Source organism: Afifella sp. H1R (genome assembly GCF_021462425.1).
In the GTDB taxonomy this organism is placed as follows: domain Bacteria; phylum Pseudomonadota; class Alphaproteobacteria; order Rhizobiales; family Afifellaceae; genus Afifella; species Afifella aestuarii.
In genome coordinates this window covers 1,135,951-1,158,432 of record NZ_JAKEDY010000002.1, presented here as the reverse complement: position 1 = coordinate 1,158,432, position 22,482 = coordinate 1,135,951, and the positions used below count along the sequence as shown (strand labels likewise).

The following is a 22,482-nucleotide window of genomic DNA, read 5'->3' as shown; positions in this document are numbered from 1 at the left end:
CTTGTTGAACCAATGCGCCACGCTTATTCTAACAGGCATAGCCTATTGGGTGTCTGATGCGACAGACTGGGACTTTTGAGGCGACGAATACACTTGGCAGCCTCCTGGACCGTGTCGAGAAGGGCGAAGAAATCGTCATCACGCGGCAGGGCCGGCCGGTTGCGCGTCTCATCCGCGAAACAGGCACGTCCAACCGGGATCAAATCCGCGCCGCAGTTGCCGACATCCTGAAACAGGGCAGGCAGGCCTCGCTCGACGGATTGAACATACAAGATCTCGTCAGTGAAGGACGACGTTGAGCCTCGTCCTCGACAGCTCAGTTGCACTCTCCTGGTTCTTCAGGGACGAACAGACCGAGATATCCCGCGTGCTGCTTGGGCGCGTCGCCGCCGAAGCGGCCGTTGTCCCCTCTCTGTGGCGCTACGAGATTGCGAACGCCCTGCAGACCGCCGTACGTCGACAGCGGATCGACACAGCATTCCGCGATCGGGCGCTAACCAATCTTGCGGCCCTTCCGATCGAGATCGATCCCGAATGCGACGACGAGGCCTGGGCGGCGAGCACGACGCTTGCGGAGCGCCATCGGCTCACCGTCTATGACGCGGCCTATCTCGAGCTCGCCCAGCGCCGCGGCCTGCCACTCGCGACATTCGACACGGACCTCATTGCTGCCGCCGGTGAGGAAATGGTACCCCTGGCCGCGATGTGACCCAAGGGGGCCCGATGAGCGACAAAGCCGCCACGTTCCGTGCTCTGCACGCCCGCGACCAGCTCTTCATCATGCCCAATCCCTGGGATGCGGGCACGGCAAAGCTCCTCGCCGATCTCGGCTTTGAGGCGCTCGCCACCTCTTCGGCCGCGCTCGCCTGGTCGCTCGGGCGCCCGGATGCCGCCGGCCGTGTGAGCCGGCAGGAGGCGCTCGCCCATGCGAAATCGATCGTTTCGGCGACCTCTCTGCCGGTCAACGGCGATCTGGAATCGGGCTACGGCGACACGCCGGAAGAGGTTGGCGAAACCATCCGTCAGGCGATCGATTGCGGTCTCGCCGGCTGTTCGATCGAAGATCTGGAAAAAGGCGAGCTTTATCCGCTCGATGAGGCGCTCCGCCGGTTCGAAGCCGCCAAAGAGGCCGCCGCGAAGGCCAATCCCGATTTCGTCCTGACCGGCCGCACTGAGACTTTTCTCGTCCGCCATGCCGATCCCGTCAACGAAGCGGTGAAGCGTCTGCGCGCCTTCGAGGCTGCCGGCGCCGACGCCGTCTATGCGCCGGGCATCACCACGCGCGAGGAGGTGGAAGCCATCGCCGGCGCCGTCTCCGTTCCCGTCAACGTGCTGGGCGGCGTCGGCGGCATCTCCGACGACATCGCGGCCCTCGAAGCGCTTGGCGTGCGCCGCGTCTCGATCGGCTCCGGCCTCGATAAGGTGGCGCTCGGGGCCTTTCTCGACGCCGCCAATGCCCTCACCCACCGCCGCTTCGCCTTCTCCGGGGCGGCAACATCCTCCACCCTCGACGGCGCTTTCTCACACTCTCTCGACGATGATGACTGATCTCACTTCCTGGTCTCCCCGCGCCCTTCCGGGCAACAAGGTGTTGGAGGGTCGACGCGTTCGGCTCGAGCCGCTCACCTGGTCGGCACACCGCCAAGGTCTCTTCTCCGCGCTCGGCGGCGCCGCCCATGCCGCCATCTGGCGCTATATGGCGATCGGCCCCTTCGCATCGGCCGAAATCCTGGAGCGTGTCTTCTCCGAAGCCATCACCGAGGGCGGCTGGCGCACGCTCGTCATCCGCCGCCTCTCCGACGGCAAGATCGTCGGCATGGCGAGTTACATGCGCAACCGCCCCGATCACGGTTCGACCGAGGTCGGCTCCATCGCCTATTCGCCACTTCTGCAAAACAGTGCCGGCGGGACGGAGGCGATGGCGCTCATGGCAAGCCACGTCTTCGACGATCTGCGCTATCGCCGCTACGAATGGAAATGCGACGCGGCGAACGCCGCCTCCAGGAGCGCTGCCGAAAGGCTCGGCTTCACCTTCGAGGGCATCTTCCGCCAGGATCTCGTGATGAAGGGCCGCAACCGCGACACGGCCTGGTTCTCCATCATCGACAGCGAATGGCCGGCGCACCGCGCCGCCCTCACCTCCTGGCTCGACCCAAAGAATTTTGACGAAGACGGGAAACAACTTCGCCGCCTTCAGGATTTCCGCAGGACGGCGTGAGGAAGGCCGCCCGCCCGGGCGGCCAAGAAAAACAAGGAGCCGCCATGCACATTCTCATCACCGGCGCCGCCGGCATGATCGGGCGCAAGATTGCCGAGAACCTGGTTGCGACGGGCTCACTCGGCGGCAGGCCGGTGACCAAGATCACACTGCAGGACATCGTCGAGCCGCACACCTACGGCTCCGAAAACACCGCGATCTTTCCGGTCGTCGGGGACATGACGGACCATGCCCTGATCGAGCATGTCATGGCCGAGCGCCCCGACGTCATTTTCCATCTCGCGGCCGTCGTCTCCGGCGAGGCGGAGGCCGACCTCGACAAAGGCTACCGCATCAATCTCGACGGCACGCGGGCGCTTCTGGAGGCGGTCCGCCGCGCCAATTATGCGCCCCGCGTCGTCTTCGCCTCGTCGATCGCCGTCTACGGGCCGCCCTTCGCCGATCCGATCCCGGACGATGTCGAACTGCGCCCGTTGACGAGCTACGGCACCGCAAAGGCGATGGGCGAATTGCTCGTCAGCGATTACAGCCGTCGCGAGATCCTGGACGGCATCTCCCTGCGCCTGCCGACGATCTGCGTGCGCCCCGGCAAACCGAACCGCGCGGCCTCCGGCTTCTTCTCCTCCATCATCCGCGAGCCGCTGAAGGGGGAAGAGACCGTCCTGCCGGTCGGCGAGGATGTCCGGCACTTTTTCGCCAGTCCACGCTCGGCCGTGAATTTCTTCCTTCACGCGGCAACGATGGACACGGACGCGCTCAAAGGCCGCCGCGCGCTCGCCATGCCCGGCGTCAGCGCCAGCGTGGGCGAGGAAATCGCCACGCTTCGGGAAATCGGCGGCGACAAGGCCGTGGCGCTCATCCGCAAGGAGCCGGACCCGACGATCGCAGGCTTCGTTCACAATTGGCCGGCGAACATTGCAGCCCGCCGCGCCCGCGACCACGGCTTCGAGGCCGAGAGCGATTTCGCGGGCATCGTGCGCGCCCATGTCGAGGACGAGCACGGCGGCAAACCGCCGATCCTCGCCTGAAGCGGCTCTCTGAAACTTTTGAGAATCAGAGAACCGCCATCGGTCCTCTGATCCTGGTCATCTCGTGAAACCCAGGCGAGAGCGCCCAGACCTCAGCGGCTCGCCTCATCCAGCGTGCGGACATCCTCGGCCGAAAGCTGCAACTCCGCCGCCTTGGCGAGGCTCTGCAGCTGCTCGCGGCTCGTCGCGCTCGCGATCGGCGCCGTCACGCCCTCACGCGCGATCACCCAGGCGAGCGCCACCTCGGCCGGCTTGGCACCATGCGCTGCGCCCACTTTGTCGAGCGCCTCGAGAATGCGCATGCCGCGTGCGTCGAGATATTTTTCGACACCGGCGCCGCGCTTGCTCTTCGAGAGATCCTCTTTGGAGCGGTATTTGCCGGAAAGGAAACCGGAGGCGAGGCTGAAATAGGTCACGACACCGATCTCTTCGCGCATGACGAGATCGCGCAATGCCCCGTCGAACTTCGAGCGGTCGTAGAGATTGTATTCCGGCTGCAGCACGTCGTAGCGCGGCAGGCCCTTGTCTTCGGCCACCTTCAGCGCCTCGCCGAGCTGCGCGGCGTCGAGATTGGAGGCCCCGACGGCGCGGATCTTGCCCGCCTTCAGAAGCTTGTCATAGGCGCCGAGCGTCTCCTCATAGGGCGTGTCGGCATCCGGCCAGTGCGAGAAATAAAGGTCGATATGATCGGTGTTGAGGCGTGCGAGCGAATCCTCCACCGCCTGGGTGATCCAGTGCTCCGACAGGCCCTTCTTTCCCTCGCCCATCTCCGAGCCGACCTTGGTGAAGATGACGACCTTGTCGCGCCGTGACGGGTCGGCCTTCAGCCATTTGCCGATGATCGTCTCCGATTCCCCGCCCGTGTTGCCGTCGACCCAGGCCGAATAGACATCCGCCGTATCGATCGTGTTGAGGCCGAGATCGACCATCCGGTCGAGAAGATCGAAGCTCGTCGCCTCGTCGACCGTCCAGCCGAAAACGTTTCCGCCGAAGACGATGGGGGAAATCTCAAGGCCGGTCCGTCCCAAAAGCCGCTTGTCCATCTGAAACTCCATGGCTGGCGGCCGGCATCGAGCTGATCGATACGGCCGCAAAATGTCCGATGGCAAGAGAGATAGACCGCCTCCGCGGTTACGGAACCGACCGCCCCATTAAAAAAGATCAACAAAAGCGCTCTTCGCAAAATCCGAAGAACGCTCCCGGCCAAGCGCGCACAGAAGCGCACCGGGCGACCGCAAGAGGCCGCCTCCGGCGTCGAACGACAAGCGGCTCAGTGGCTGCGCTGAGCGATGAAGCGGGCGGCCGCCACGAGAGTCTCGCCGCGTTCGCCGTAGCGGCCCATCATCGTCTCCGCATCGGCGATGGTGGCGTCGAGAAGCCGGCGGGCTTCCTCCACGCCCAGAAGATGCACGAGCGTCGCCTTGCCGGCCGCCTCGTCCTTCCCCGTCGCCTTGCCGGCCTCCTCGCTCGTCGATTGCTTGTCGATGAGATCGTCGGCGATCTGGAAGGCAAGGCCGAGCGCCGCCCCGAAATCGCGCGCCACGGCGCGATCCTCCTCGCCCGCCCCGGCGAGGCAGGCCCCCATCTCGCAGGAGACGGCGATGAGCGCCCCGGTCTTCATGGCCTGCAGATTGCGCACCTGATCGGCGGTCAGCGTCGCATGCTCGGCGGCGAGATCGAGCATCTGACCGCCCGCCATGCCGCCCGCCCCGGTCGCCTTCGCGAGCATCAAAACGAGTTCTGACCGCACCATGGCGTCCGGATGCGTCTCGGGCTCGGCGAGAAGCTGGAACGACAACGTCAGAAGCGTGTCGCCGGAGAGAATGGCCGTCGCCTCGTCGAAGGCGCGATGCACCGTCGGCAGACCGCGACGAAGGTCGTCATTGTCCATCGCCGGCAGATCGTCGTGGATGAGCGAATAGGTGTGCAGGCATTCGACCGCCGCGCCGGCCCTGAGACATTCATCATCGCGGCCGAAGAGCCGTGCCGTTTCGGCAAGCAGGAAGGGGCGAAGCCGCTTGCCGCCGGCAAGAAGCGCATGGCGCATGGCGGCGACCAGGCGCTCCGGCGCGGTCCCGACGGCATCGAGGCGCTCGGGCTGAAGCACGGCGTCGAGCTCGCCGTTGAGGCGCTCGACAAACGCCGTGTGGAGCGGAAGAAAGCGGCTTGGATTTGCTGATGTTGTGATTGTCATGATTTTGCAGCAAGCAGGACGGTGAGGACGGCGGAGAGATCAGTTGCAGGCAATGGCGGAAGAAAGCAACGCGACAGCACCTCGCGGCCCCGAGCCGGAGGAGGAGCGCCCCCGCAAGCGGCGCCGATCTTGGTTTCGCCGTCTCGTCCTGGCGTTCCTCCTTGTTCTTATACTGCCGCTGCTTCTCATTCCGATCTATTCCATCGTCAACCCGCCGGTGACGACACTGATGCTGATCAAGCGCCTGGGCGGCGCGCCAATTGAACGCAGCTGGGTCGCCCTCGACGACATCTCCCCCAACCTCGTCAATGCGGTGGTAATGGCCGAGGACGCAAAGTTCTGCCGCCATCACGGGATCGATCTCGGCGAATTGCGGGCTGCCTGGCGTGAAGCGCAGAAGGGCGGCGAAATGCGCGGTGCGAGCACCATCACCATGCAGACGGTCAAGAACCTGTTTTTGTGGCCGAGCCGCTCTTACGTCCGCAAGGCGGTGGAATTCCCGCTGGCGCTTTATGCCGACCTCGTCCTCTCGAAGCGGCGGATCCTGGAAATCTACCTGAATGTCGTCGAATGGGATCGCGGCATCTACGGCGCCGAGGCCGCGGCCCAGCATTATTTCAACCGCCCTGCGGCGAACCTCACCCGAGCCGAAGGCGCGCGTCTCGCCGCGACCCTCCCCGCCCCGGACGTGCGCAACCCGGCCAATCCCGGCCCGGTGACGCGCGATCTCGCCAGGCTTTTCGCCCGCCGTGCCGCCGCGGCCGGGCCGCATATCGACTGCCTGACGAAGTAGTTGCGCGCTATTTTCATCGAACCGCTGGCCAAAACGCCTTCGAGGAGTTATATGGCCGCCAAACGTCGAGCCTGCATGTCGCGGGCCGTCCGGCTATGGGCGTTGCCCGCTAAATCCATTCACGGAGCTTGAAATGGCTGTTCCGAAAAGAAAAACCACGCCGATGAAGCGCGGCTTCCGGCGTTCCGCAGACGGGCTGAAGCAGCCCGCTTATGTCGAAGACAAGGATTCCGGCGAACTTCGCCGTCCGCATCACATCGACCTGAAGTCCGGCAAGTATCGCGGACGTCAGGTTCTCGAGCCGAAGGCATCCGTCTAACGGTTCGATTTCGGGCTCAAAGCTCGGAAGTTTTGTAAAGGCCGGCCTCGCGCCGGCCTTTTCGCGTTCGGGCCAGCCTTTCCCGGCCGTCGGCGCCGCAGAAATCCCACCTCCTGCGACCCTCCGCCTCATGCCGAGGGACGACGGAGACGAATGCGGCGACGCTTCTTAACCGGCGATTTATCCGGCTCTGCCACAATTGCCTCTGGTCGCGGGGAAAAGGGCCGGCGGGATTGGCAAAACGCAGCACGAAGAATGTCGCGGGTTCGCGTGGCGACTACGTGCCGGACACGACGCCGGTGGTGGCCGCCCCGTCCGCGTCTCAGCATCCCGCAGCCGGCGCGACCGCACAGGCGATCCTGACCGAAATCGGCGAAACCGTCTACGAATGGGATCTCGCCACCGATTAAGCTGCGCTGGGCGAGCAATGCGGCCGGCGCCCTCGGCATTCCCAATCTCCGCAAGATCGAAAACGGCCGCGATTTCGACACCCTCGTCGATCCCGACAGCCTGATGAACCGCACCCAGGCGGTGCGCCATGCGATCGCCGTCGATTACGGCGACGGCGTGCCTTACGAAGTCACCTACGCCCTGCGCGTCGGCCATGAAGGCAACAAGCGAAAAATCTGGGTCCGCGACCGCGGCCGCTGGTACGGCAATCACGAAGGCGAGCCGGTTCTCGCCCGTGGCGCGGTGCGCGTGCAACCGGCTGGCCCCGGCGATCCGCAACAGGCCGAAAGGCCCCGGTTCTTCAAAGAACGCGCGCATTTTCTGCGGCTTTTGGAAGACACGCTCGCCGTCTCCCAGCACTACGCCGTTCCCTTCATCCTCGCCGTCGTCTCGATCGACAATCTGAAGCTGGCGGCCGAGACCTACGGGCCGCAGATCATCGATCCGATCCTGCAGGAATTCTCCACCACGATCGAAAAGACGGTGCGCGACACCGACGTGGTCGGCGAGCTCACCGAGGGCGAGATCGGCATCATCTTGAACCGCATCGACCCGCAGGAGGCGGAGACGGCCGTTCAACGCATCGCCGAGCGGATGATGACGGTCACCGTCCCGCTGCGCGACCGCGTCGTCGTGCCGGTCGTCTCGGTCGGCGCGCTCGTCGTCTCCGGCACCGAAGCCGACAGCATGCGCGATTGCCTCGACGCCGTGCGCCGTGCGCTGGTCCGTGCCCAGAAGGCGGGCGGCGGCCACCTGGTCATCGATAGGGTCGACGAGCCCGGCGCGGGCGAGCCCCAGAAAGCCCGTGAAGACGATGTCGACGAGCTCTTGCGCACTGTGCGCGAAGGCCGACTCATCCTGTCCCAGATCCCCGTTCGCGAGGCTGAGACCGGCAAGACGGTCTTTCTGCATCTCGCACCGCATCTTTTGAACGAGGACGGAGACCTCGTCCCCGCCGGCAAGGCCGTCGACCGCGCCGAAGGACTGGGCTTCGCGCAGCTCGTCGACATGCGCCTTCTCTATCTGGCGCGCGAACGCCTCGCGGCCGCACCCAAACAGCGGTTCTGCCTCGGCGTCTCCACCGGCGCGTTGCTGAACGAAGTCTGGCTCGCCAATCTGGAGCGCATCCTGCGTGAGACGTCGGGCGCCCCGGACCGCCTCATCATCGCCGTGCCTTTCGACACGCTGCTCGCGCGCGGCGACGAGGCCGCAGACCTCGTGGAGAGCGTGCGCACCTTGGGCGCGAAGCTCGCCGTACGGCGCTTCGACGGCCGGTTCTGGGATGCGCGGCCTTTAGGGCCGATGGGGCTCGAATTCCTCGAGCTTGAGCTGGCGCAACTGCGCATGGACGAGGCAGAGGCCGAAGATCGCGCCTGGACGAGCACGGCCGATCTTGTCGCCGCGATGGGGCTGAAGGCCCTCGTATCCGGCACCTCCTCCACAGAGGAAGAGGCGCGCCTGGCAAAAGCCGGCTTCCCCCTCATCGAAAAGAAGCCGGCCTGATCTCGCCAGTTTGATCGTCCCGCGCTGATGTGAGCGAGACGATTTCGCCCGGTTGATTTTGTCGGGCGTTCTTCGAAGAGCCGGCTGCAGTCGCAGTTCCCGATCCGATCAGGATCTCGCGCCGCAACAAACTCCTATTGCTTGCGCTCGCTCGCGATCGTCTCGATGGTGCGCTGCATCTCGCGAAGCTGCTCGCGCAAAGCCTCGATCTCTTCCGCCTGACCTTCCGCCGTTCGCGGCGCCGAACGCGTGCCCGCCGCGGAACCCGCCTGCGGGAAGGGCGTGAACATGCGCATCGCCTCGGTGAACATGTCCATGTTGCGCCGCGCCTGCTCCTCCATCGCACCGAAAGCGTCGCCCTTGAGCGCCCGGCTCATCTGGTCGCGCAGCTTGTCCTGATTGCGGCTGAAGGCCGACAGCGAGGTTTCGAGATAGGTGGGCAGGAAGGTCTGCATGCTGTCGCCGTAATACCGGATCAGCTGACGCAGAAAGGCGATCGGCAGAAGATGCTGTCCCTTGTTTTCCTGCTCGAAGATGATCTGGCCGAGGACGCCACGTGTAATGTCCTCGCCCGTCTTGGCATCGGTGACAGTAAAATCTTCGCCGGCCTTCACCATCTCGGCGAGATCTTCCAACGTCACATAGGTCGAGGTGCCTGTGTGGTAGAGACGCCGATTGGCGTATTTCTTGATAACGGTTGGGGTCTCTTGGCTCATGCAGTGCTGGTTTCCGCTTTGGAACTCATTCGCCTTCAGAGGGCAGGATAACGGGAAATAGGCAGTCGTTGCCAATTCTTTTTGCAGCGCCCAACAGCGCGAAGGCCACGCTTTGCCTGAAATCCCCACCCTTTTGCGCAAAACTCCGGCTCTACCCCTCGTTGACAGCCCCGCCCGGCGCGCTCTTTAACTTTGTCTTGGCGGGCCGACGAATGCTGCTTTTTTTGCCTTAGCGATCGACCATCGCCCCACGAACAGGCCCGAAAGAGGAGGAGCTTTTGCCCAATATCGTTATTGCGAGTGCCGCACGCACCCCGGTTGCATCCTTCAACGGCGCCTTTGCGAGCGTGCCGGCGCACGATCTCGGCGCAGTGGCCATCAAAGGCGCGTTGGACCGTGCCGGCGTGTCGCCGGAGGACGTGACGGAAGTCATCCTGGGTCAGATCCTCACCGCGGCCCAGGGCCAGAATCCGGCCCGGCAGGCCGCCATGGCCGCCGGCTGCCCGAAAGAGACGACCGCCTGGGGGATCAATCAGCTCTGCGGCTCCGGCCTGCGCGCCGTCGCGCTCGGCATGCAGCAGATCGCCCAGGGCGATGCCGACATCATCGTGGCCGGCGGCCAGGAATCCATGTCGATGGCCCCGCATGCGGCCTATCTTCGGCAGGGCGTGAAGATGGGCGACTACAAGATGGTCGACACCATGCTGAAGGACGGGCTCCTCGATGCCTTCAACGGCTACCATATGGGCGTCACGGCCGAGAACGTCGCGCGTCAGTGGCAGATCACCCGCGAACAGCAGGACAGTTTCGCCGTCGCCTCGCAGAACAAGGCCGAAGCCGCGCAGAAGGCCGGCCGCTTCAAGGACGAGATCGTCCCCGTCACCGTGAAGGGCCGCAAGGGCGATACAGTGGTCGAGGACGACGAATATATCCGCGCCGGAACCACGATCGAGAAGGTCTCCGCCCTGCGTCCGGCCTTCGACAAGGAAGGCTCCGTCACCGCCGGCAATGCCTCGGGCATCAACGACGGCGCTGCAGCCGCCGTCATCATGACGGCCGAGATGGCGGAAAAGCGGGGCATCGAGCCGCTTGCCCGCATCGTCTCCTGGGCCACCGCGGGCGTCGATCCGGCCGTGATGGGCACGGGACCGATCCCCGCCTCCCGCAAGGCGCTTGAGAAGGCCGGCTGGACGATCGACGACCTCGAGCTCATCGAAGCCAACGAGGCCTTTGCCGCGCAGGCCTGTGCGGTCAACAAGGATCTCGGCTGGAACACGGAGATCGTCAACGTCAATGGCGGCGCCATCGCCATCGGCCATCCGGTCGGCGCCTCCGGCGCGCGGGTTTTGACGACGCTTCTCTTCGAGATGCAACGCCGCGGCGTCAAAAAGGGGCTCGCCACCTTGTGTATCGGCGGCGGCATGGGCGTCGCCATGTGCGTAGAGCGCCCCTAAAGCCCCGTCACGCCCACCGTGCATTCGCCGGCGGGCGATCGCGCAGCAATTGCGCTGGTGACGGAGGCGCCGCTTCGGCGCCTCCGCCGGCATCCCCTTGGCCTGAGCTATTCTTCCGGCCAAGAAATTTTCACGCGCGGTATGCATGAATGCCCTTGCTCAACGCAAGGTTTTCGTCATCCTGGTCACATGCAAGGACGGTAACGAGCTCCTTGAGGAGCCACGAACGGGGGGAAATACATGGCACGGACTGCACTGGTCACAGGCGGAACCCGCGGCATCGGCGCCGCCATTGCAAAGGCACTGAAAGAGGCCGGCTATCAAGTTGCGGCGAATTATTGCGGCAACGACGAAAAGGCTGCCGCCTTCAAGGAAGAGACCGGCATTCCCGTCTACAAATGGGACGTGTCCAACGAAGAAGCCTGCGCCCAGGGCGTGCGCCAGGTCGAAGAAGACCTCGGCCCCGTCGACATTCTTGTCAACAATGCCGGCATCACCCGCGATTCCATGTTTCACAAAATGACGGGCGAGCAGTGGCACAAGGTGATCGAGACCAATCTCGGCTCGCTCTTCAACATGTCGCGCCCGGTCTGGGAAGGCATGCGCGAGCGCGGCTTTGGCCGCATCATCAACATCTCGTCGATCAACGGCCAGCGCGGCCAGATCGGCCAGGTGAATTATTCCGCCTCGAAGGCGGGCGAACTCGGCTTCACCAAGGCGCTCGCCCAGGAAGGCGCTCGCAAGGGCATCACCGTCAACGCCATCACCCCGGGCTACATCGCCACCGAGATGATCAAGGCCGTCCCTCAGGAAGTGATGGACAAGCAGATTTTGCCGCAGATCCCCATCGGCCGGCTCGGAGAACCGGAGGAAGTCGGCCGCATCGTGGTCTTTCTCGCCTCCGATGACGCCGGCTTCATCACCGGCTCCACCTTGACGGCCAACGGTGGCCAGTACATGCCCTGATAGATCGGCTGCAGACGGCAAGGGCATGCGGTCGTTTCTGTTTCACGACCGGGCCCTTGCTGATAGGCGATCATGGCATTTGGCGACAGCGAGGAGATCTGGCCCGTTCGTCTGGTCCGGCTGATCTGGCGCGCCTTGCGCTTCCTCTGGCGCGTCAATATCAACGCCATCTCCGGGCTGTTGCGCCATGACGGCATCATGCTGGCGAGCGCCATCGCCTTTTCGCTGATCTTCGCGCTGTTTCCGTTTCTCCTGTTCCTGATCGCGCTTGCCGGCGTCTTCGGCGGCCCGGAACTTGCCGATTATCTCACCCGCGAAGCCTTCCACGTCATGCCCGAGCACATGGTGAGAACCATCGAGCCGGAGGTGAACCGCGTCCTCGACAGCCGCAATGGCGGCCTCATCACCATCGGCCTTCTCGTCACGCTCGTCTCCATCACCGGCGCCGTGGAGGCCGTGCGCGAAGCCCTCAACAAGGCCTATCGCTGTTCCGATCAGCGCAATTTCCTGCATCGCTATGGCGGCAGCGTCATCTTCGTCTTTCTCGGCATGGCGTTTTTGATCATCGTCTCGGCGCTCGGCGTCGCCCTGCCGATCTGGCTTGCCGTCGTGCGCGCCTATTTCCCCGACCAGGCGCTCTATCAGGAGATGATCTCCGCCGGCGGCCGCGTGATCCTCTTCCTGGTCATGGTCGCGATGCTGACCTCGGTGCACATCTTCCTGCCGGCGAACCACCGTCGCGTCCGCGTCCTGGCCTCGGGCGTCATCCTGACCGTCGCGCTGTGGTGGGTGGCGGGACGCATCTTCTCCTTCTACATCTCCGTCTTCGCCAATTATTCCGCCACCTATGCCGGCCTCGGCGGCATCGTGGCGCTGATGTTCTTCCTCTATATCCAGGCGCTCATCTTCCAGTACGGTGCGGAGCTCAACCGTGCCATCGACGACGAAATCACCAATCGCAAGGAAACCTGGATGATGCGCCACCAACTCAAATTGCCCTTCGGTCGGCGCTGAGGAGCTGCCGCATGAGCCGATCCCTCGCCACCGCGCTCGGCACGACCGCGATCTTGATGTGGGCGTTGCTCGCTCTCTTCACCGCCGCAAGCGGCGAGGTTCCGCCCTTCCAGCTCGCCGCCCTCACCTTCACGGTCGGCACCGCGATCGGCTTCATCTGGCTTTGGGCCAAGGGCCGGTTTCATGAATTGCGGCAGCCGCTCTCCGTCTGGGTCTTCGGCACGGTCGGCCTCTTCGGCTATCACGCGCTCTATTTCACCGCGCTCAGAAACGCTCCGCCGGTGGAGGCGGGCCTCATCGCCTATCTCTGGCCGCTCCTGATCGTCGTCTTTTCGGCGCTTCTGCCGGGCGAGAAACTGCGCTGGTATCATCTCGTGGGCGCGCTTCTCGGCCTCTCCGGCACGGTTCTCATCGTCACCCGGGGCGAGAGCCTGAGCTTCGATCCGCGCTACACGCTCGGCTATGTCGCAGCACTTGGCTGCGCCCTCACCTGGTCGAGCTATTCCGTCCTCTCGCGCCGCCTCGCCTCGGTGCCGACCGGCATCGTTGCCGGCTATTGCGGCACGACGGCGATCGGCGCGGCGATCGCGCATCTTCTTTTCGAGACGACGGTATGGCCGGCCGACGGCGGCGAATGGCTCGCCGTCCTCGGCCTCGGCCTGATGCCCGTCGGCGCCGCCTTCTATGTCTGGGACATCGGCGTCAAACGCGGCGACATCCAGCTCCTCGGCGTGACGAGCTATGCCGCGCCGCTTCTCTCTACGATCATCCTGATTGCAGCCGGCTATGGCGTGCTGACGCCGCAGATCGCCATCGCCGCGCTCCTCATCACCGGGGGCGCACTTATTGCCGCAAGAGGCGGGCGCTTCTCGCGTCAGAGACCGGGCTCGAAGCCTGCTTCCGCCAGCTCGAACGCCTCGAACTGAAAGCCCGGCGCCACGCTGCAGCCGACGAGCGTCCAGGCGCCGAGGCTTTCCGCCGCCTGCCAGGCAAAGGCGGGCACCACGCATTGCGGCCGCTCCCCGGCGGCAAGATCGGGACCGAGGAGATGCCGGCGCCGCGCCATCCCCTCTTCGGCGATCTCGAGAGCGAGCGGCGCTCCGGCGTAATAATGCCAGGCCTCGCTCGCATCGATCCGGTGCCAGTGCGAACGCTCGCCTTCGGCCAGAAGAAAATAGATGAGCGTGCCGGCGGCCCGTCCGCCGGCCTCCCGCTCATCGCGAAACGTCTCCAGAAAATGCCCGCCCTCCGGATGCGGCGTGAGCTTCAGGAGGGCAATCACCTCCTCCGCGGTCAGGCTCTCCATCCGGCCGCCGGCACGGTCTTCTCCCGGCATCGTTCGCCGCCCGTCGCTCAGAAATTGTCCTTGCGCTTGCGCGTCTCGGCAAAGACCGCGACAGGCTCCTCGCCCTCCATGCCGAGCGCCTGCTGAAATGCCGGATCATCGGCACGCAGGAACGGATTGGTCGCCTTTTCGAGTGCGATCGTCGTCGGCAGCGTCGCATGGCCGTCCTGGCGCAGCCCTTCGACTTCCTTCTTGCGCTCGGCGAGCTTTTCGTTGTCGGGATCGACGCTGACGGCGAATTCCGCATTGGCGAGCGTATATTCGTGTCCGCAATAGACGACGGTCTCGTCCGGCAGCGCGCGCAGCTTCTGCAGCGAATTCCACATCTGCTCGGCCGTGCCTTCGAAGACCCGGCCGCAGCCGAGCGCGAACAGCGTGTCGCCGGCGAAGGCGACGCCGTCCTCGGTGAAATAATAGGCGAGATGGTCGAGCGTATGTCCGGGCGTCTCCAACACCTGGATGGTGCGGCCGGCCCATTTGAACGTCTCGCCGTCCTCCACCGTCTTGTCGTAGAGGCCGGTCGCGGCCGCACTCTTGCGCGGACCGATGGTGCGCGCGGAAAACGTCTCGCGCAGCGCCGGCACGCCCTCGATGTGGTCGAAATGCTTGTGGGTCACGAAAATATCTGTGAGCACCCATCCGCGCGCCTGCAGCGCCTCGATGATGGGATCGGCTTCGGGCGCATCGATGGCCGCCGTCGCCCCCGAATCAGGGTCATGCACCAGCACGGCGTAATTGTCCGAACGGGCCGGAAACTGAACGATTTCGAGTGCCGCCAAGGCCTTCTCCTTCTCGATTGGGTTGCGCTGGACGCTCGGTGTTGGCGTTAGGTGTTGGCGTGCGGCCAGTATAGGGCGATATTTCCCGCCATGAAGCCGTGAGCAAGGCATGCTAGACGATGGGGCGCAGTTGGGTCCCAGTGCCACGGCGCTGACGGAGGAAGGTCTGGCAGGTTCACGTGATGCATCTTGACGTCGTCGATCTGCGCGAATTCTACGCAAGCCTTCTCGGCAGAATGGTGACGCGGCATGTGCGCGACAGCATGCACCGGCTGATCAATGTCGGACCGAGCGATCGCGTCCTCGGCCTTGGCTTCGCCACCCCCTATCTCGGCCCGCAGCTCGGCCGGGCCGAACGCGTCTTCGCCTTCATGCCGGCGCCGCAGGGTGTCATGGAATGGCCCTGCGCCAGCCGCTCTGCGACGGCGCTCGTGGAGGAGACCTGTCTGCCTCTGCCCGATGCCGCCATCGATCTTGCCATTCTCGTCCATGCGCTCGAAACCTCGTCGCAACCGCCGGAACTGATGGCGGAGCTGCGCCGCGTTCTCACCAACAACGGCCGCGTCTTCATCGTCGTTCCCAATCGCCAGGGGGCGTGGGCGCGCGTCGAGACCTCGCCCTTCGGCTATGGCCGCCCCTATTCGCGCAGCCAGCTGAAGTCTCTCCTGCAGGAGACGGGCTTCAACGTCACCGCGTGGACGACCGCGCTCCATATGTGGCCGACGCAAAGCCGCTCGCTCCTCAGCCTGTCGCCCGCCATCGAAAAGCTCGGCCGCAATCTCTGGCCGGCGTTTTCCGGCGTCACCTGCGTCTATGCGCAAAAGGTGGTGATGCCGGCGACGACAGTGAAGGCGAAACGGGCGTTCCGCCCGGCGCTGAAGCCGGCGCTTCAGCCGGGCGTCGGCATGATCGACGCGACCTGAGGCCGGTCCTCGCGAACGATCTAACCGCGGCTCAGAACGAACACCGCCTGCTCGCCGAACAGGTTCCAGATCGTCCAGGGAGCCGTCTGCGTCATCCGCTTGCCCTCCCCATAGAGACAGACCGCATCCTCGATCGTGGCATCGATCTCGCCCGTCAGGGTCAAAAAGTCCTTGATCGTGCAGAAATGGATGTTCGGCGTGTCGTACCAGCTATAGGGCAGGTTGGAGGTGATCGGCATGCGCCCCCAGACCATGAACTGGCTGCGGATGCGCCAATTGCCGAAATTCGGGAACGACACGATCGCCCGCCGGCCGATGCGCAGAAGATTCTCCACGACCGTGCGCGGATTGCGCGTCGCCTGCAGCGTCTGGCTCAGAATGGCAAAATCGAAGGCGCCGTCGGGATAGGTTTCGAGATCGCGGTCCGCATCGCCCTGGATGACGGAAAGCCCCTCGGCCACCGCCTGGTTCACGCCCCTTTGCGACAATTCGATGCCGCGCCCGTCGACGCCCTTTTCCTGGGCGAGGAGCTTCAGAAGCGCCCCGTCGCCGCAGCCGACATCGAGCACGCGCGACCCCGGACTGACGAAGCCGGCGATGACACGCAGATCGACGCGGTCCGGATCGGCCGCCATCGTCGCCAATTGCATCTCGCTCATTCCGCCAGCCCCCTGACACGTGCCGCACCGCGCAGAAAGCCCGAGACAGTGCGAAACAGCTCCGGCTCGTCGAGCAGGAAGGCGTCGTGGCCGCGATCCGTCTCCACCTCCACGAAGGAGACATTGGCGCCCGACGCATTGAGCGAATGCACGATCGACCGGTTCTCGGCCGTCGGAAACAGCCAGTCGCTGCTGAAGGAGATCACGCAGAACCGCGACGTGGCCCCCCGAAAGGCATCCGCCAGCCGCCCGCGGAAATCCTTGGCCAGGTCGAAATAATCCATCGCCCGCGTCAGGTAGAGATAGGAGTTCGCGTCGAAGCGCTCCACGAACGTCATGCCCTGATGGCGCAGATAGGATTCGATCTGGAAATCGGCATCGAAGCCGAAGGTCAGCGCCTCGCGGTCCTGCAGATGCCGGCCGAATTTGTGGTGCAGCGCGCTCTCCGACAGATAGGTGATGTGCGCCGCCATGCGCGCCACGGCGAGGCCTTTCGCCGGCCGCTTGCCGAGCATCAGATATTTGCCGCCGCACCAATCGGGGTCGGCCATCACCGCCTGCCGGCCGACTTCGTTGAAGCCGATATTCTGCGAGGTGTGGCGCGGCGCGGTCGCGATCGGAATCGCGGCGAAGACGCGCTCGGGATAGCTGACGGCCCATTGCAGAACCTGCATGCCGCCCATCGAGCCGCCGACGACGGCAAAGAGTTTCTCGATGCCGAGCTCGTCGACGAGCCGCGCCTGCGCCCGCACCATGTCGCGCACGGTGATGACCGGCAGATCGAGCGCATAGGGCTCGCCGCTCGCAGGGTTCGATGACGCCGGTCCCGTCGATCCCATGCAGCCGCCGAGCACATTGGCGCAGATGACGAAATAGCGGTCCGTGTCGATCGGCCGGCCCGGCCCCACCATCAGCGACCACCAGCCGGCCTTGCCGGTCACCGGATGCTCGTTGGCGACATGTTGATCGCCGGTCAGCGCATGGCAGACCAGGATGGCGTTCGATTTGTCGGCGTTGAGTGTTCCGTAGACCTGATAGGCGATCTGAAAGCTCGGCAGCGCATCGCCACCGTCGAGCGCAAGCGTCTCCGCAAAACCCATGCAGAGGCTTGAAGGGCAATCCACCTGCCGGGCAGCGGCGGTGGCATGATTTGGCACACCGGCATCCATTGCGACGTTCCTTCGGTGGTTGAGCGGCTTAGGAAGCGAGCTTCGCGCCTGTCAATCTTTTCTTTGCGTCCAGCCGGCCGTCTCGCTATGCAGCAAAGCGAAGAAACCCGCCGCCTAGAAGACCGGATACCACCCATGAGCGCCATGGCACCCGACGCGCTTGCCAAGATCCGCCAGCGTATCGACCACATCGACGAGGAGGTTCATCGCCTTCTGATCGAACGCAGCGCCGTGATCGACGAACTCATCCACATCAAGGGGACGAGCGCGCCGGGGGCGGCCTTCCGGCCGGACCGGGAAGCGCACATGATGCGGGCGCTCGTCATGCGTCACGAAGGCATTCTGCCGCTTGCGACCGTCGAGCACATCTGGCGCGAGGTGATCTCCACCTTCACAGCGATGCAGGCACCTTTCCGCATCCTGATCGGCCAGTCGACGGACCCCGCCGCGCTGCAGGATCTCGTGCGCTTTCAGTTCGGCTTTTCCGTGCCGGCGGAAGCGGCGGCAAGCGATGCCGACGCCCTGGCGGCCCTGCGACGCGACGGCGACCTCATCGCCATTTTGTCCCCGCACTCGCCCGGGCGCTGGTGGCGGAATTTCGACGGCGAGGATCTGCAGATTTTCGCGCGCCTGCCCTTCATCATCGCGCCGAACCACCCCGTCCAGGCCGAGGCCTATGTCGCCGGTCCCAAGCTGTCCGTGCCGCCGGAGGCCGATATCCGGCTCTGGCGCATGCACGCGACGGGCGCCTTCGAAAAAACGCTGTCCGCCTTCAACGCGCGCATCGTCACGCGCGAGGGCGACGAGATCCTCGTCGAGATTTCGGGCGCGATCTCCTACGCCGCATTGCAGGAAGAAGCTGAAAAGCGCGGCGCGACCTTTTCCGAGCCCGTGGAGCTCGGCTCCTTCGCCGCACCGATCCATTTCGTCGGCCAGGAGGAAGAACAGACGGAAGAAGACCAGGTATGAGCACCAAGGCTCTCACGCCCCGCAAAGGGATCCTCGATATCGCCGCCTATGTGCCGGGCGATAGCGGGGACGGCGGCCGGGAGACGTTCAAACTCTCCTCCAACGAAACCCCGCTCGGCCCGAGCCCGGCGGCGGTGGAAGCGTTTCGTTCGCTCGCCGGCGACCTGCATCTTTATCCCGACGGCTCGGCCCGCAAGCTGCGTGAGGCGATCGCCGCCACCCATGGTCTCAATCCCGACCGCATCATCTGCGGCAACGGCTCCGACGAGATCCTGACGCTTGCCGCCCAGACGTTCCTGTCGCCGGGCGACGAGGCGATCTATCCGCAGTACGGATTTCTCGTCTACCGCATCGCCATCCTGTCGGCCGGCGCGACGCCGGTCGTGGCGCCGGAAAAAGACCTCACCGTCGACGTCGATGCGATCCTCGCCTGCGTCACGGAGAAGACGCGGCTCGTCTATCTCGCCAATCCGAGCAACCCGACGGGCACCTATCTGCCCTTCTCGGAAATCCGCCGCCTGCAGCGCGGCCTGCCGGCGAACGTCCTTCTCGTCCTCGACGCGGCCTATGCCGAATATGTCCGGCGCAACGATTACGAGAGCGGCATCGAGCTCGCGGGCGAAGCGCCGAACGTCCTGATGACGCGCACCTTCTCCAAGATCTACGGGCTCGCCGCGCTCAGGATCGGCTGGGCCTATGGCCCGGCTTCCGTCATCGAGCTCCTCAACCGCACGCGCGGCCCCTTCAACGTGTCGGCGCCCTCGCTCGCCGCCGGGGCGGCGGCGATGGCCGACCGCGCCCATGTCGAGACGGCGATCGCCCACAACGAAAAATGGCTGCCCTGGGTGAGCGAAGAGCTTGAAAAGCTCGGCCTGACGGTGACGCCGAGCGCCGGCAATTTCATCCTCATCCATTTCCCGGACACCCCGGGCAGAAATGCCGAAGCCGCCGACAAGGCTCTGCGGGCCGAAGGCTGCATTCTGCGCCGGGTGGCGGGCTATGGTTTTCCCAACGCATTGCGCATGAGCATCGGCACGGAAGCGGCCAACCGCAAGGTGGTGGACGTGCTCACCCGCTTCTTTGCCTGATCCATTTCCGATCATGTTCAAACGTCTTTGTCTCATCGGTATCGGTCTCATCGGCTCGTCGATCGCCCTGCGGGCGCGCAAGGAGGGCCTGGTCGAGGAGATCTCCATCCAGAGCCGGCGCCAGGAAACCGTCGACGCGGCGGCGCGCCGCGGTCTTGGCGACAGCTACACGACCGATCCCGCGGAAGCGGTCAAAGGCGCCGATCTCGTCATTTTGTGCGTGCCGGTCGGCGCGGTGGGCGACATCACGCAGGCCATTGCCCCGCATCTTGAGCCGGGTGCGATCGTCTCCGACGTCGGCTCCGTCAAAGGCGCGGTCGTCGCCGCGATGCAGCCGCATCTGCCCGACCACATCGATTTCGTGCCCGCCCATCCGATTGCCGGCACCGAGCATTCCGGGCCGGATGCGGGCTTTCCGGAACTCTTCGACGGGCGCTGGTGCGTTCTGACCCCGCCCTCAGGGACCAATCCCGAGGCCGTTGAGAAGCTCAAAGCCTTCTGGGAGCGCCTCGGCTCGCATGTCGAGACGATGGAGCCCAGCCATCACGACATGGTCCTCGCCATCACCAGCCATGTGCCGCATCTCATCGCCTACAACATCGTCGGCACCGCCGCCGATCTGGAAACGGTGACGGAATCGGAAGTCATGAAATTCGCCGCCGGCGGTTTTCGCGATTTCACCCGCATCGCCGCCTCCGATCCGACCATGTGGCGCGACATCTTCCTCACCAACCGCGAAGCGGTTCTGGAGATGCTCGCCCGCTTCAACGAGGATCTGACGGCCCTGCAGCGGGCGATCCGCTGGGGCGACGGCGACACGCTCTTCGATCTCTTCACGCGCACGCGTGCGATCCGCCGCGGCATCATCGAAGCCGGCCAGGAAACGGCCGATCCCGATTTCGGCCGCCAGAAAAAGGCGTAACCTCAAAAGAGCGGCGGCACCCGCCCGAGATTGATGAAGGCGATACGCGCCGCGCCCCGGTCGAGGCTGATCGTGAGGCGCCGCGCCGGAAGCCCGTCCACCTCCGCCGGCACGCCGATGCCGGAAATGGCCGCCAGCACCAGCTGACCCGGCTCACGGATCCCGTCCGGCATCTCCTTGATGGAACGCGACAGGGCTTCGATGCCGGTGATCGTGACATCGAGCTGGCCGGAGACGAGCCCGTCGGGGCCGATCCGCAAAGGCCCGGATGCCAGCACCCGCGCACCCCCGGTCTTCAATTCCGCACGCATCTGCCGCAATTCGAGGCCGGTCTGGCGCAGGCCCGGAAGTCCGCTCAGAACGGCCTCCGGCGCGGCCGCGACATCGGCGGCAAGCGCCAGATCGCTCGCCGGCAAAGCGAGATCGTCCTTGGTGACGGTGAGACCACGCAGCGCCACCTGCACCGAGGTGCCGTCTTCCGCCTCCGTGGGCTTCACCAGAGCCTGCCCGCGATCGAGGCCGGCCGTCACCGCACCCTGCACCGTGCGTCCGCCCATGACGTCGACGGTGGCGCGCTTGAGGCCGTCCCCGCCGAAACCGGTCGTCATCTTGGCATCGGCGAATTCGAGTTTCAGAGGTTCGGCGAGATAGGGCGCCTTGATGGTCAGGGGGCTCGCCAGCTCCGTTTCGACCTGCTGCGGGCGTTCGGCCCGCACGGTCGCGGCAAGCGCCGGCGTCGCCGCCTCGGTCCCGGCGGAGGTGAATTCGACGGGCTGCGAGCAGCTGAGCCGCAAGCGGAAGGGAAAGCCGCCGATGTGCCGGCCCGGGCACGACATGACGACGCCGCGCCGCGCCTGCTCGGTGAGGAAAGCATCGAGCTGCCGCTCGGCATAGGTCGCAAGCACGTACCACCCCGCCGACCAGAGACCCGCCAGGATGACGGCGATGATCGCCAGGACCGTCAAGATGCGTCGCATTCAGGCTTCTCCCTCACGGCCGTTGCGGTCGGCCGGCGCAACTGATAGCTCCAGCCCGCGATGGCGCAAGTTCCTTCAGACGAAGATTTCTGGGTTTTCGGCTACGGGTCCCTCATGTGGAACCCGGGCTTTCCGCATGTCGAGACGAAACCGGCGCGTCTCATCGGCGCCCACCGCTCGCTCTGCGTCTATTCCTTCGTGCATCGCGGCACCGAAGAACGGCCGGGCCTCGTCCTCGGTCTCGATCGCGGCGGCAGCTGCCGGGGCCTCGCCTTCAAGGTGAAGGCGGACGACCGCGAAGCCGTCGTCGAATATCTTCGCGCCCGCGAACAGGTCACGCGCGTCTACAAGGAAGCCGTCCGGCAGGTCGTCTTCGCGGATGGCTGCGGCCATGCCCTCGTTTACCTCGTCGATCGCGCGCACCAGCAATATGCCGGCGTTCTCGATGCATCCCACCAGCTCGAAATCGTCCGACACGCGCACGGACAATCCGGGCCGAACACCGACTATGTCGTCAGCACGGCCCAGCATCTGCGCGACATGGGCGTCGTCGACCGCCATCTCTTCTGGCTCGCCGAAGAATTGGAACATCATCGCCCCGCGGTGGCGGGCGAAAGCGGCGGCAATCAGGCGGCGACGCAGTAACCGCCGCCGCGGCGCTTTTCCGGAGGGGTTTCCGAAGAGCTCAGATCTTCGCTCACCAATTGTCTGGAGCGGCCCGACCCGGCAAGAAAATGCGCGTAGAAGATCACGCCATCGGCGGCGAATCGCAAAACATCCGCAGGATCGAGCGCATTGTCGCTTCCGACCCAGCGGAGATCCCCGTCCTTCACGCAGAGAACCACGGCGTCTTTCACGCTGAGGACGTGTTCCAAATCGAGTCTGCTGAAGAGATAGCGCCGACCCGAAGCCCCCGACCAATAGAGATAACGGTCGGAAACACCCTGCTCCCGCACCACGTGCGGCAGTGATGACTTAACGGTCACGAAAACCTTC

General features: G+C 64.9%; 27 protein-coding genes. 18 read left to right on the top strand and 9 right to left on the bottom strand.

Features of this window, described 5'->3' with window-relative positions; genetic code table 11:
• Positions 1–56 precede the first annotated feature (56 nt).
• The 5 genes from L0F51_RS17015 to denD are packed head-to-tail and all read left to right on the top strand — an operon-like array spanning position 57 to position 3,246.
• On the top strand, positions 57–299 hold the full coding sequence (locus L0F51_RS17015; RefSeq protein ID WP_234630321.1) for a type II toxin-antitoxin system Phd/YefM family antitoxin: 243 nt from the start codon (positions 57–59) through the stop codon (positions 297–299).
• A complete protein-coding gene (locus L0F51_RS17010) occupies positions 296–709 on the top strand; it encodes a type II toxin-antitoxin system VapC family toxin (RefSeq protein WP_234630320.1) in 414 nt (137 codons plus the stop codon). Before L0F51_RS17015 ends, L0F51_RS17010 begins: the two co-directional genes overlap by 4 nt.
• Positions 710–723: 14 nt before the next feature.
• Positions 724–1,548 carry an isocitrate lyase/phosphoenolpyruvate mutase family protein gene (locus L0F51_RS17005; protein WP_234630319.1) on the top strand — a complete coding sequence of 275 codons (825 nt, stop codon included), beginning with the start codon at positions 724–726 and terminating at the stop codon, positions 1,546–1,548.
• On the top strand, positions 1,541–2,218 hold the full coding sequence (locus tag L0F51_RS17000; RefSeq protein ID WP_234630318.1) for a GNAT family N-acetyltransferase: 678 nt from the start codon (positions 1,541–1,543) through the stop codon (positions 2,216–2,218). The genes L0F51_RS17005 and L0F51_RS17000 overlap by 8 nt, the downstream gene beginning before the upstream one ends.
• 44 nt (positions 2,219–2,262) lie before the next feature.
• Entirely contained in the window at positions 2,263–3,246 is a 984-nt protein-coding gene (gene denD / locus L0F51_RS16995) for a D-erythronate dehydrogenase (protein ID WP_234630317.1), read from the top strand.
• 92 nt (positions 3,247–3,338) lie between these two features.
• On the opposite strand, the gene L0F51_RS16990 is transcribed toward denD, so the two are convergent.
• Together L0F51_RS16990 and L0F51_RS16985 are read right to left on the bottom strand one after the other, a co-directional pair.
• Positions 3,339–4,289, bottom strand: coding sequence for an aldo/keto reductase (locus tag L0F51_RS16990; RefSeq protein WP_234630316.1), 951 nt, complete (start codon positions 4,287–4,289; stop codon positions 3,339–3,341).
• Positions 4,290–4,516: 227 nt separating this feature from the next.
• Positions 4,517–5,440: a polyprenyl synthetase family protein gene (locus L0F51_RS16985; protein ID WP_234630315.1), complete on the bottom strand. Its 924-nt coding sequence runs from the start codon at positions 5,438–5,440 to the stop codon at positions 4,517–4,519.
• Between the two features lie 52 nt (positions 5,441–5,492).
• On the opposite strand from L0F51_RS16985, the gene mtgA reads away from it, so the two are divergent.
• The 4 genes from mtgA to L0F51_RS16965 all read left to right on the top strand — a co-directional run bounded on the left by mtgA (position 5,493) and on the right by L0F51_RS16965 (position 8,505).
• On the top strand, positions 5,493–6,233 hold the full coding sequence (gene mtgA, locus L0F51_RS16980; RefSeq protein ID WP_234630314.1) for a monofunctional biosynthetic peptidoglycan transglycosylase: 741 nt from the start codon (positions 5,493–5,495) through the stop codon (positions 6,231–6,233).
• A 133-nt stretch (positions 6,234–6,366) separates the two neighbouring features.
• A complete protein-coding gene (gene rpmF / locus L0F51_RS16975) occupies positions 6,367–6,552 on the top strand; it encodes a 50S ribosomal protein L32 (RefSeq protein ID WP_128290732.1) in 186 nt (61 codons plus the stop codon).
• A 233-nt stretch (positions 6,553–6,785) separates the two neighbouring features.
• Positions 6,786–6,962, top strand: coding sequence for a hypothetical protein (locus tag L0F51_RS16970; RefSeq protein WP_234630313.1), 177 nt, complete (start codon positions 6,786–6,788; stop codon positions 6,960–6,962).
• Positions 6,963–7,065: 103 nt separating this feature from the next.
• The gene (locus tag L0F51_RS16965; protein WP_234630312.1) at positions 7,066–8,505 is read left to right on the top strand and encodes a diguanylate cyclase domain-containing protein; all 1,440 of its coding nucleotides are present in this window, start codon (positions 7,066–7,068) and stop codon (positions 8,503–8,505) included.
• Between the two features lie 134 nt (positions 8,506–8,639).
• Here L0F51_RS16965 and phaR read toward each other — a convergent pair whose 3' ends face one another.
• On the bottom strand, positions 8,640–9,221 hold the full coding sequence (gene phaR, locus L0F51_RS16960; RefSeq protein ID WP_128290730.1) for a polyhydroxyalkanoate synthesis repressor PhaR: 582 nt from the start codon (positions 9,219–9,221) through the stop codon (positions 8,640–8,642).
• A 278-nt stretch (positions 9,222–9,499) separates the two neighbouring features.
• Between phaR and L0F51_RS16955 the strand changes: the two genes are divergently transcribed.
• From L0F51_RS16955 to L0F51_RS16940, 4 genes are all read left to right on the top strand, one after another.
• Complete coding sequence (locus L0F51_RS16955) at positions 9,500–10,675, top strand: acetyl-CoA C-acetyltransferase (RefSeq protein WP_234630311.1); 1,176 nt, start codon at positions 9,500–9,502, stop codon at positions 10,673–10,675.
• Positions 10,676–10,915: 240 nt separating this feature from the next.
• Entirely contained in the window at positions 10,916–11,641 is a 726-nt protein-coding gene (gene phbB, locus L0F51_RS16950; RefSeq protein WP_234630310.1) for an acetoacetyl-CoA reductase, read from the top strand.
• Between the two features lie 72 nt (positions 11,642–11,713).
• The gene (locus L0F51_RS16945; RefSeq protein WP_128290727.1) at positions 11,714–12,655 is read left to right on the top strand and encodes a YihY/virulence factor BrkB family protein; all 942 of its coding nucleotides are present in this window, start codon (positions 11,714–11,716) and stop codon (positions 12,653–12,655) included.
• 11 nt (positions 12,656–12,666) lie between these two features.
• Positions 12,667–13,581: a DMT family transporter gene (locus tag L0F51_RS16940; RefSeq protein WP_234630309.1), complete on the top strand. Its 915-nt coding sequence runs from the start codon at positions 12,667–12,669 to the stop codon at positions 13,579–13,581.
• On the opposite strand, the gene L0F51_RS16935 is transcribed toward L0F51_RS16940, so the two are convergent.
• Complete coding sequence (locus L0F51_RS16935; protein WP_234630396.1) at positions 13,530–13,961, bottom strand: cupin domain-containing protein; 432 nt, start codon at positions 13,959–13,961, stop codon at positions 13,530–13,532. The two genes, L0F51_RS16940 and L0F51_RS16935, sit on opposite strands and share 52 nt — an antisense overlap.
• 47 nt (positions 13,962–14,008) lie before the next feature.
• Positions 14,009–14,779 (bottom strand): hydroxyacylglutathione hydrolase, encoded by a 771-nt coding sequence (gene gloB / locus L0F51_RS16930; protein ID WP_234630308.1) that lies wholly within the window; start codon positions 14,777–14,779, stop codon positions 14,009–14,011.
• Between the two features lie 182 nt (positions 14,780–14,961).
• Between gloB and L0F51_RS16925 the strand changes: the two genes are divergently transcribed.
• A complete protein-coding gene (locus L0F51_RS16925) occupies positions 14,962–15,702 on the top strand; it encodes a class I SAM-dependent methyltransferase (protein ID WP_234630395.1) in 741 nt (246 codons plus the stop codon).
• Positions 15,703–15,722: 20 nt separating this feature from the next.
• Here L0F51_RS16925 and metW read toward each other — a convergent pair whose 3' ends face one another.
• Together metW and L0F51_RS16915 are read right to left on the bottom strand one after the other, a co-directional pair.
• Entirely contained in the window at positions 15,723–16,361 is a 639-nt protein-coding gene (metW, locus tag L0F51_RS16920; RefSeq protein WP_370642436.1) for a methionine biosynthesis protein MetW, read from the bottom strand.
• Complete coding sequence (locus L0F51_RS16915) at positions 16,358–17,530, bottom strand: homoserine O-acetyltransferase (protein ID WP_255701460.1); 1,173 nt, start codon at positions 17,528–17,530, stop codon at positions 16,358–16,360. Before L0F51_RS16915 ends, metW begins: the two co-directional genes overlap by 4 nt.
• Before the next feature lie 135 nt (positions 17,531–17,665).
• On the opposite strand from L0F51_RS16915, the gene L0F51_RS16910 reads away from it, so the two are divergent.
• Genes L0F51_RS16910 through L0F51_RS16900 form a run of 3 tightly spaced genes read left to right on the top strand, consistent with a single transcriptional unit; the run spans position 17,666 to position 20,509 of the window.
• Positions 17,666–18,499: a chorismate mutase gene (locus L0F51_RS16910; RefSeq protein ID WP_234630306.1), complete on the top strand. Its 834-nt coding sequence runs from the start codon at positions 17,666–17,668 to the stop codon at positions 18,497–18,499.
• A complete protein-coding gene (gene hisC / locus L0F51_RS16905) occupies positions 18,496–19,587 on the top strand; it encodes a histidinol-phosphate transaminase (protein ID WP_234630305.1) in 1,092 nt (363 codons plus the stop codon). The genes L0F51_RS16910 and hisC overlap by 4 nt, the downstream gene beginning before the upstream one ends.
• A 13-nt stretch (positions 19,588–19,600) precedes the next feature.
• Positions 19,601–20,509, top strand: a complete 909-nt coding sequence (locus L0F51_RS16900) for a prephenate/arogenate dehydrogenase family protein (protein ID WP_234630304.1) — start codon at positions 19,601–19,603, stop codon at positions 20,507–20,509.
• Between the two features lie 2 nt (positions 20,510–20,511).
• Here L0F51_RS16900 and L0F51_RS16895 read toward each other — a convergent pair whose 3' ends face one another.
• Positions 20,512–21,486: a DUF2125 domain-containing protein gene (locus L0F51_RS16895; RefSeq protein WP_234630303.1), complete on the bottom strand. Its 975-nt coding sequence runs from the start codon at positions 21,484–21,486 to the stop codon at positions 20,512–20,514.
• A 60-nt stretch (positions 21,487–21,546) separates the two neighbouring features.
• Here L0F51_RS16895 and L0F51_RS16890 point away from each other — a divergent pair, with 60 nt between their 5' ends.
• Entirely contained in the window at positions 21,547–22,131 is a 585-nt protein-coding gene (locus L0F51_RS16890; RefSeq protein ID WP_234630302.1) for a gamma-glutamylcyclotransferase, read from the top strand.
• Here L0F51_RS16890 and L0F51_RS16885 read toward each other — a convergent pair.
• Complete coding sequence (locus tag L0F51_RS16885; RefSeq protein WP_234630301.1) at positions 22,113–22,472, bottom strand: hypothetical protein; 360 nt, start codon at positions 22,470–22,472, stop codon at positions 22,113–22,115. The genes L0F51_RS16890 and L0F51_RS16885 overlap by 19 nt on opposite strands.
• Between the last annotated feature and the right edge of the window lie 10 nt (positions 22,473–22,482).

Coding starts and splice junctions, on each gene's coding strand:
- L0F51_RS16910 (WP_234630306.1), top strand. CDS start 17,666: ATGAGCGCCATGGCACCCGACGCGCTTGCCAAGATCCGCCAGCGTATC.
- hisC (WP_234630305.1), top strand. CDS start 18,496: ATGAGCACCAAGGCTCTCACGCCCCGCAAAGGGATCCTCGATATCGCC.
- phbB (WP_234630310.1), top strand. CDS start 10,916: ATGGCACGGACTGCACTGGTCACAGGCGGAACCCGCGGCATCGGCGCC.
- mtgA (WP_234630314.1), top strand. CDS start 5,493: ATGGCGGAAGAAAGCAACGCGACAGCACCTCGCGGCCCCGAGCCGGAG.
- L0F51_RS16925 (WP_234630395.1), top strand. CDS start 14,962: ATGCATCTTGACGTCGTCGATCTGCGCGAATTCTACGCAAGCCTTCTC.
- L0F51_RS17000 (WP_234630318.1), top strand. CDS start 1,541: ATGACTGATCTCACTTCCTGGTCTCCCCGCGCCCTTCCGGGCAACAAG.
- L0F51_RS17005 (WP_234630319.1), top strand. CDS start 724: ATGAGCGACAAAGCCGCCACGTTCCGTGCTCTGCACGCCCGCGACCAG.
- L0F51_RS16890 (WP_234630302.1), top strand. CDS start 21,547: ATGGCGCAAGTTCCTTCAGACGAAGATTTCTGGGTTTTCGGCTACGGG.
- L0F51_RS16985 (WP_234630315.1), bottom strand. CDS start 5,440: ATGACAATCACAACATCAGCAAATCCAAGCCGCTTTCTTCCGCTCCAC.
- L0F51_RS16900 (WP_234630304.1), top strand. CDS start 19,601: ATGTTCAAACGTCTTTGTCTCATCGGTATCGGTCTCATCGGCTCGTCG.
- L0F51_RS16990 (WP_234630316.1), bottom strand. CDS start 4,289: ATGGACAAGCGGCTTTTGGGACGGACCGGCCTTGAGATTTCCCCCATC.
- phaR (WP_128290730.1), bottom strand. CDS start 9,221: ATGAGCCAAGAGACCCCAACCGTTATCAAGAAATACGCCAATCGGCGT.
- L0F51_RS16895 (WP_234630303.1), bottom strand. CDS start 21,486: ATGCGACGCATCTTGACGGTCCTGGCGATCATCGCCGTCATCCTGGCG.
- denD (WP_234630317.1), top strand. CDS start 2,263: ATGCACATTCTCATCACCGGCGCCGCCGGCATGATCGGGCGCAAGATT.
- rpmF (WP_128290732.1), top strand. CDS start 6,367: ATGGCTGTTCCGAAAAGAAAAACCACGCCGATGAAGCGCGGCTTCCGG.
- L0F51_RS16940 (WP_234630309.1), top strand. CDS start 12,667: ATGAGCCGATCCCTCGCCACCGCGCTCGGCACGACCGCGATCTTGATG.
- L0F51_RS16945 (WP_128290727.1), top strand. CDS start 11,714: ATGGCATTTGGCGACAGCGAGGAGATCTGGCCCGTTCGTCTGGTCCGG.
- L0F51_RS16965 (WP_234630312.1), top strand. CDS start 7,066: ATGAACCGCACCCAGGCGGTGCGCCATGCGATCGCCGTCGATTACGGC.
- L0F51_RS16935 (WP_234630396.1), bottom strand. CDS start 13,961: ATGGAGAGCCTGACCGCGGAGGAGGTGATTGCCCTCCTGAAGCTCACG.
- L0F51_RS17015 (WP_234630321.1), top strand. CDS start 57: ATGCGACAGACTGGGACTTTTGAGGCGACGAATACACTTGGCAGCCTC.
- L0F51_RS16915 (WP_255701460.1), bottom strand. CDS start 17,530: ATGGATGCCGGTGTGCCAAATCATGCCACCGCCGCTGCCCGGCAGGTG.
- metW (WP_370642436.1), bottom strand. CDS start 16,361: ATGAGCGAGATGCAATTGGCGACGATGGCGGCCGATCCGGACCGCGTC.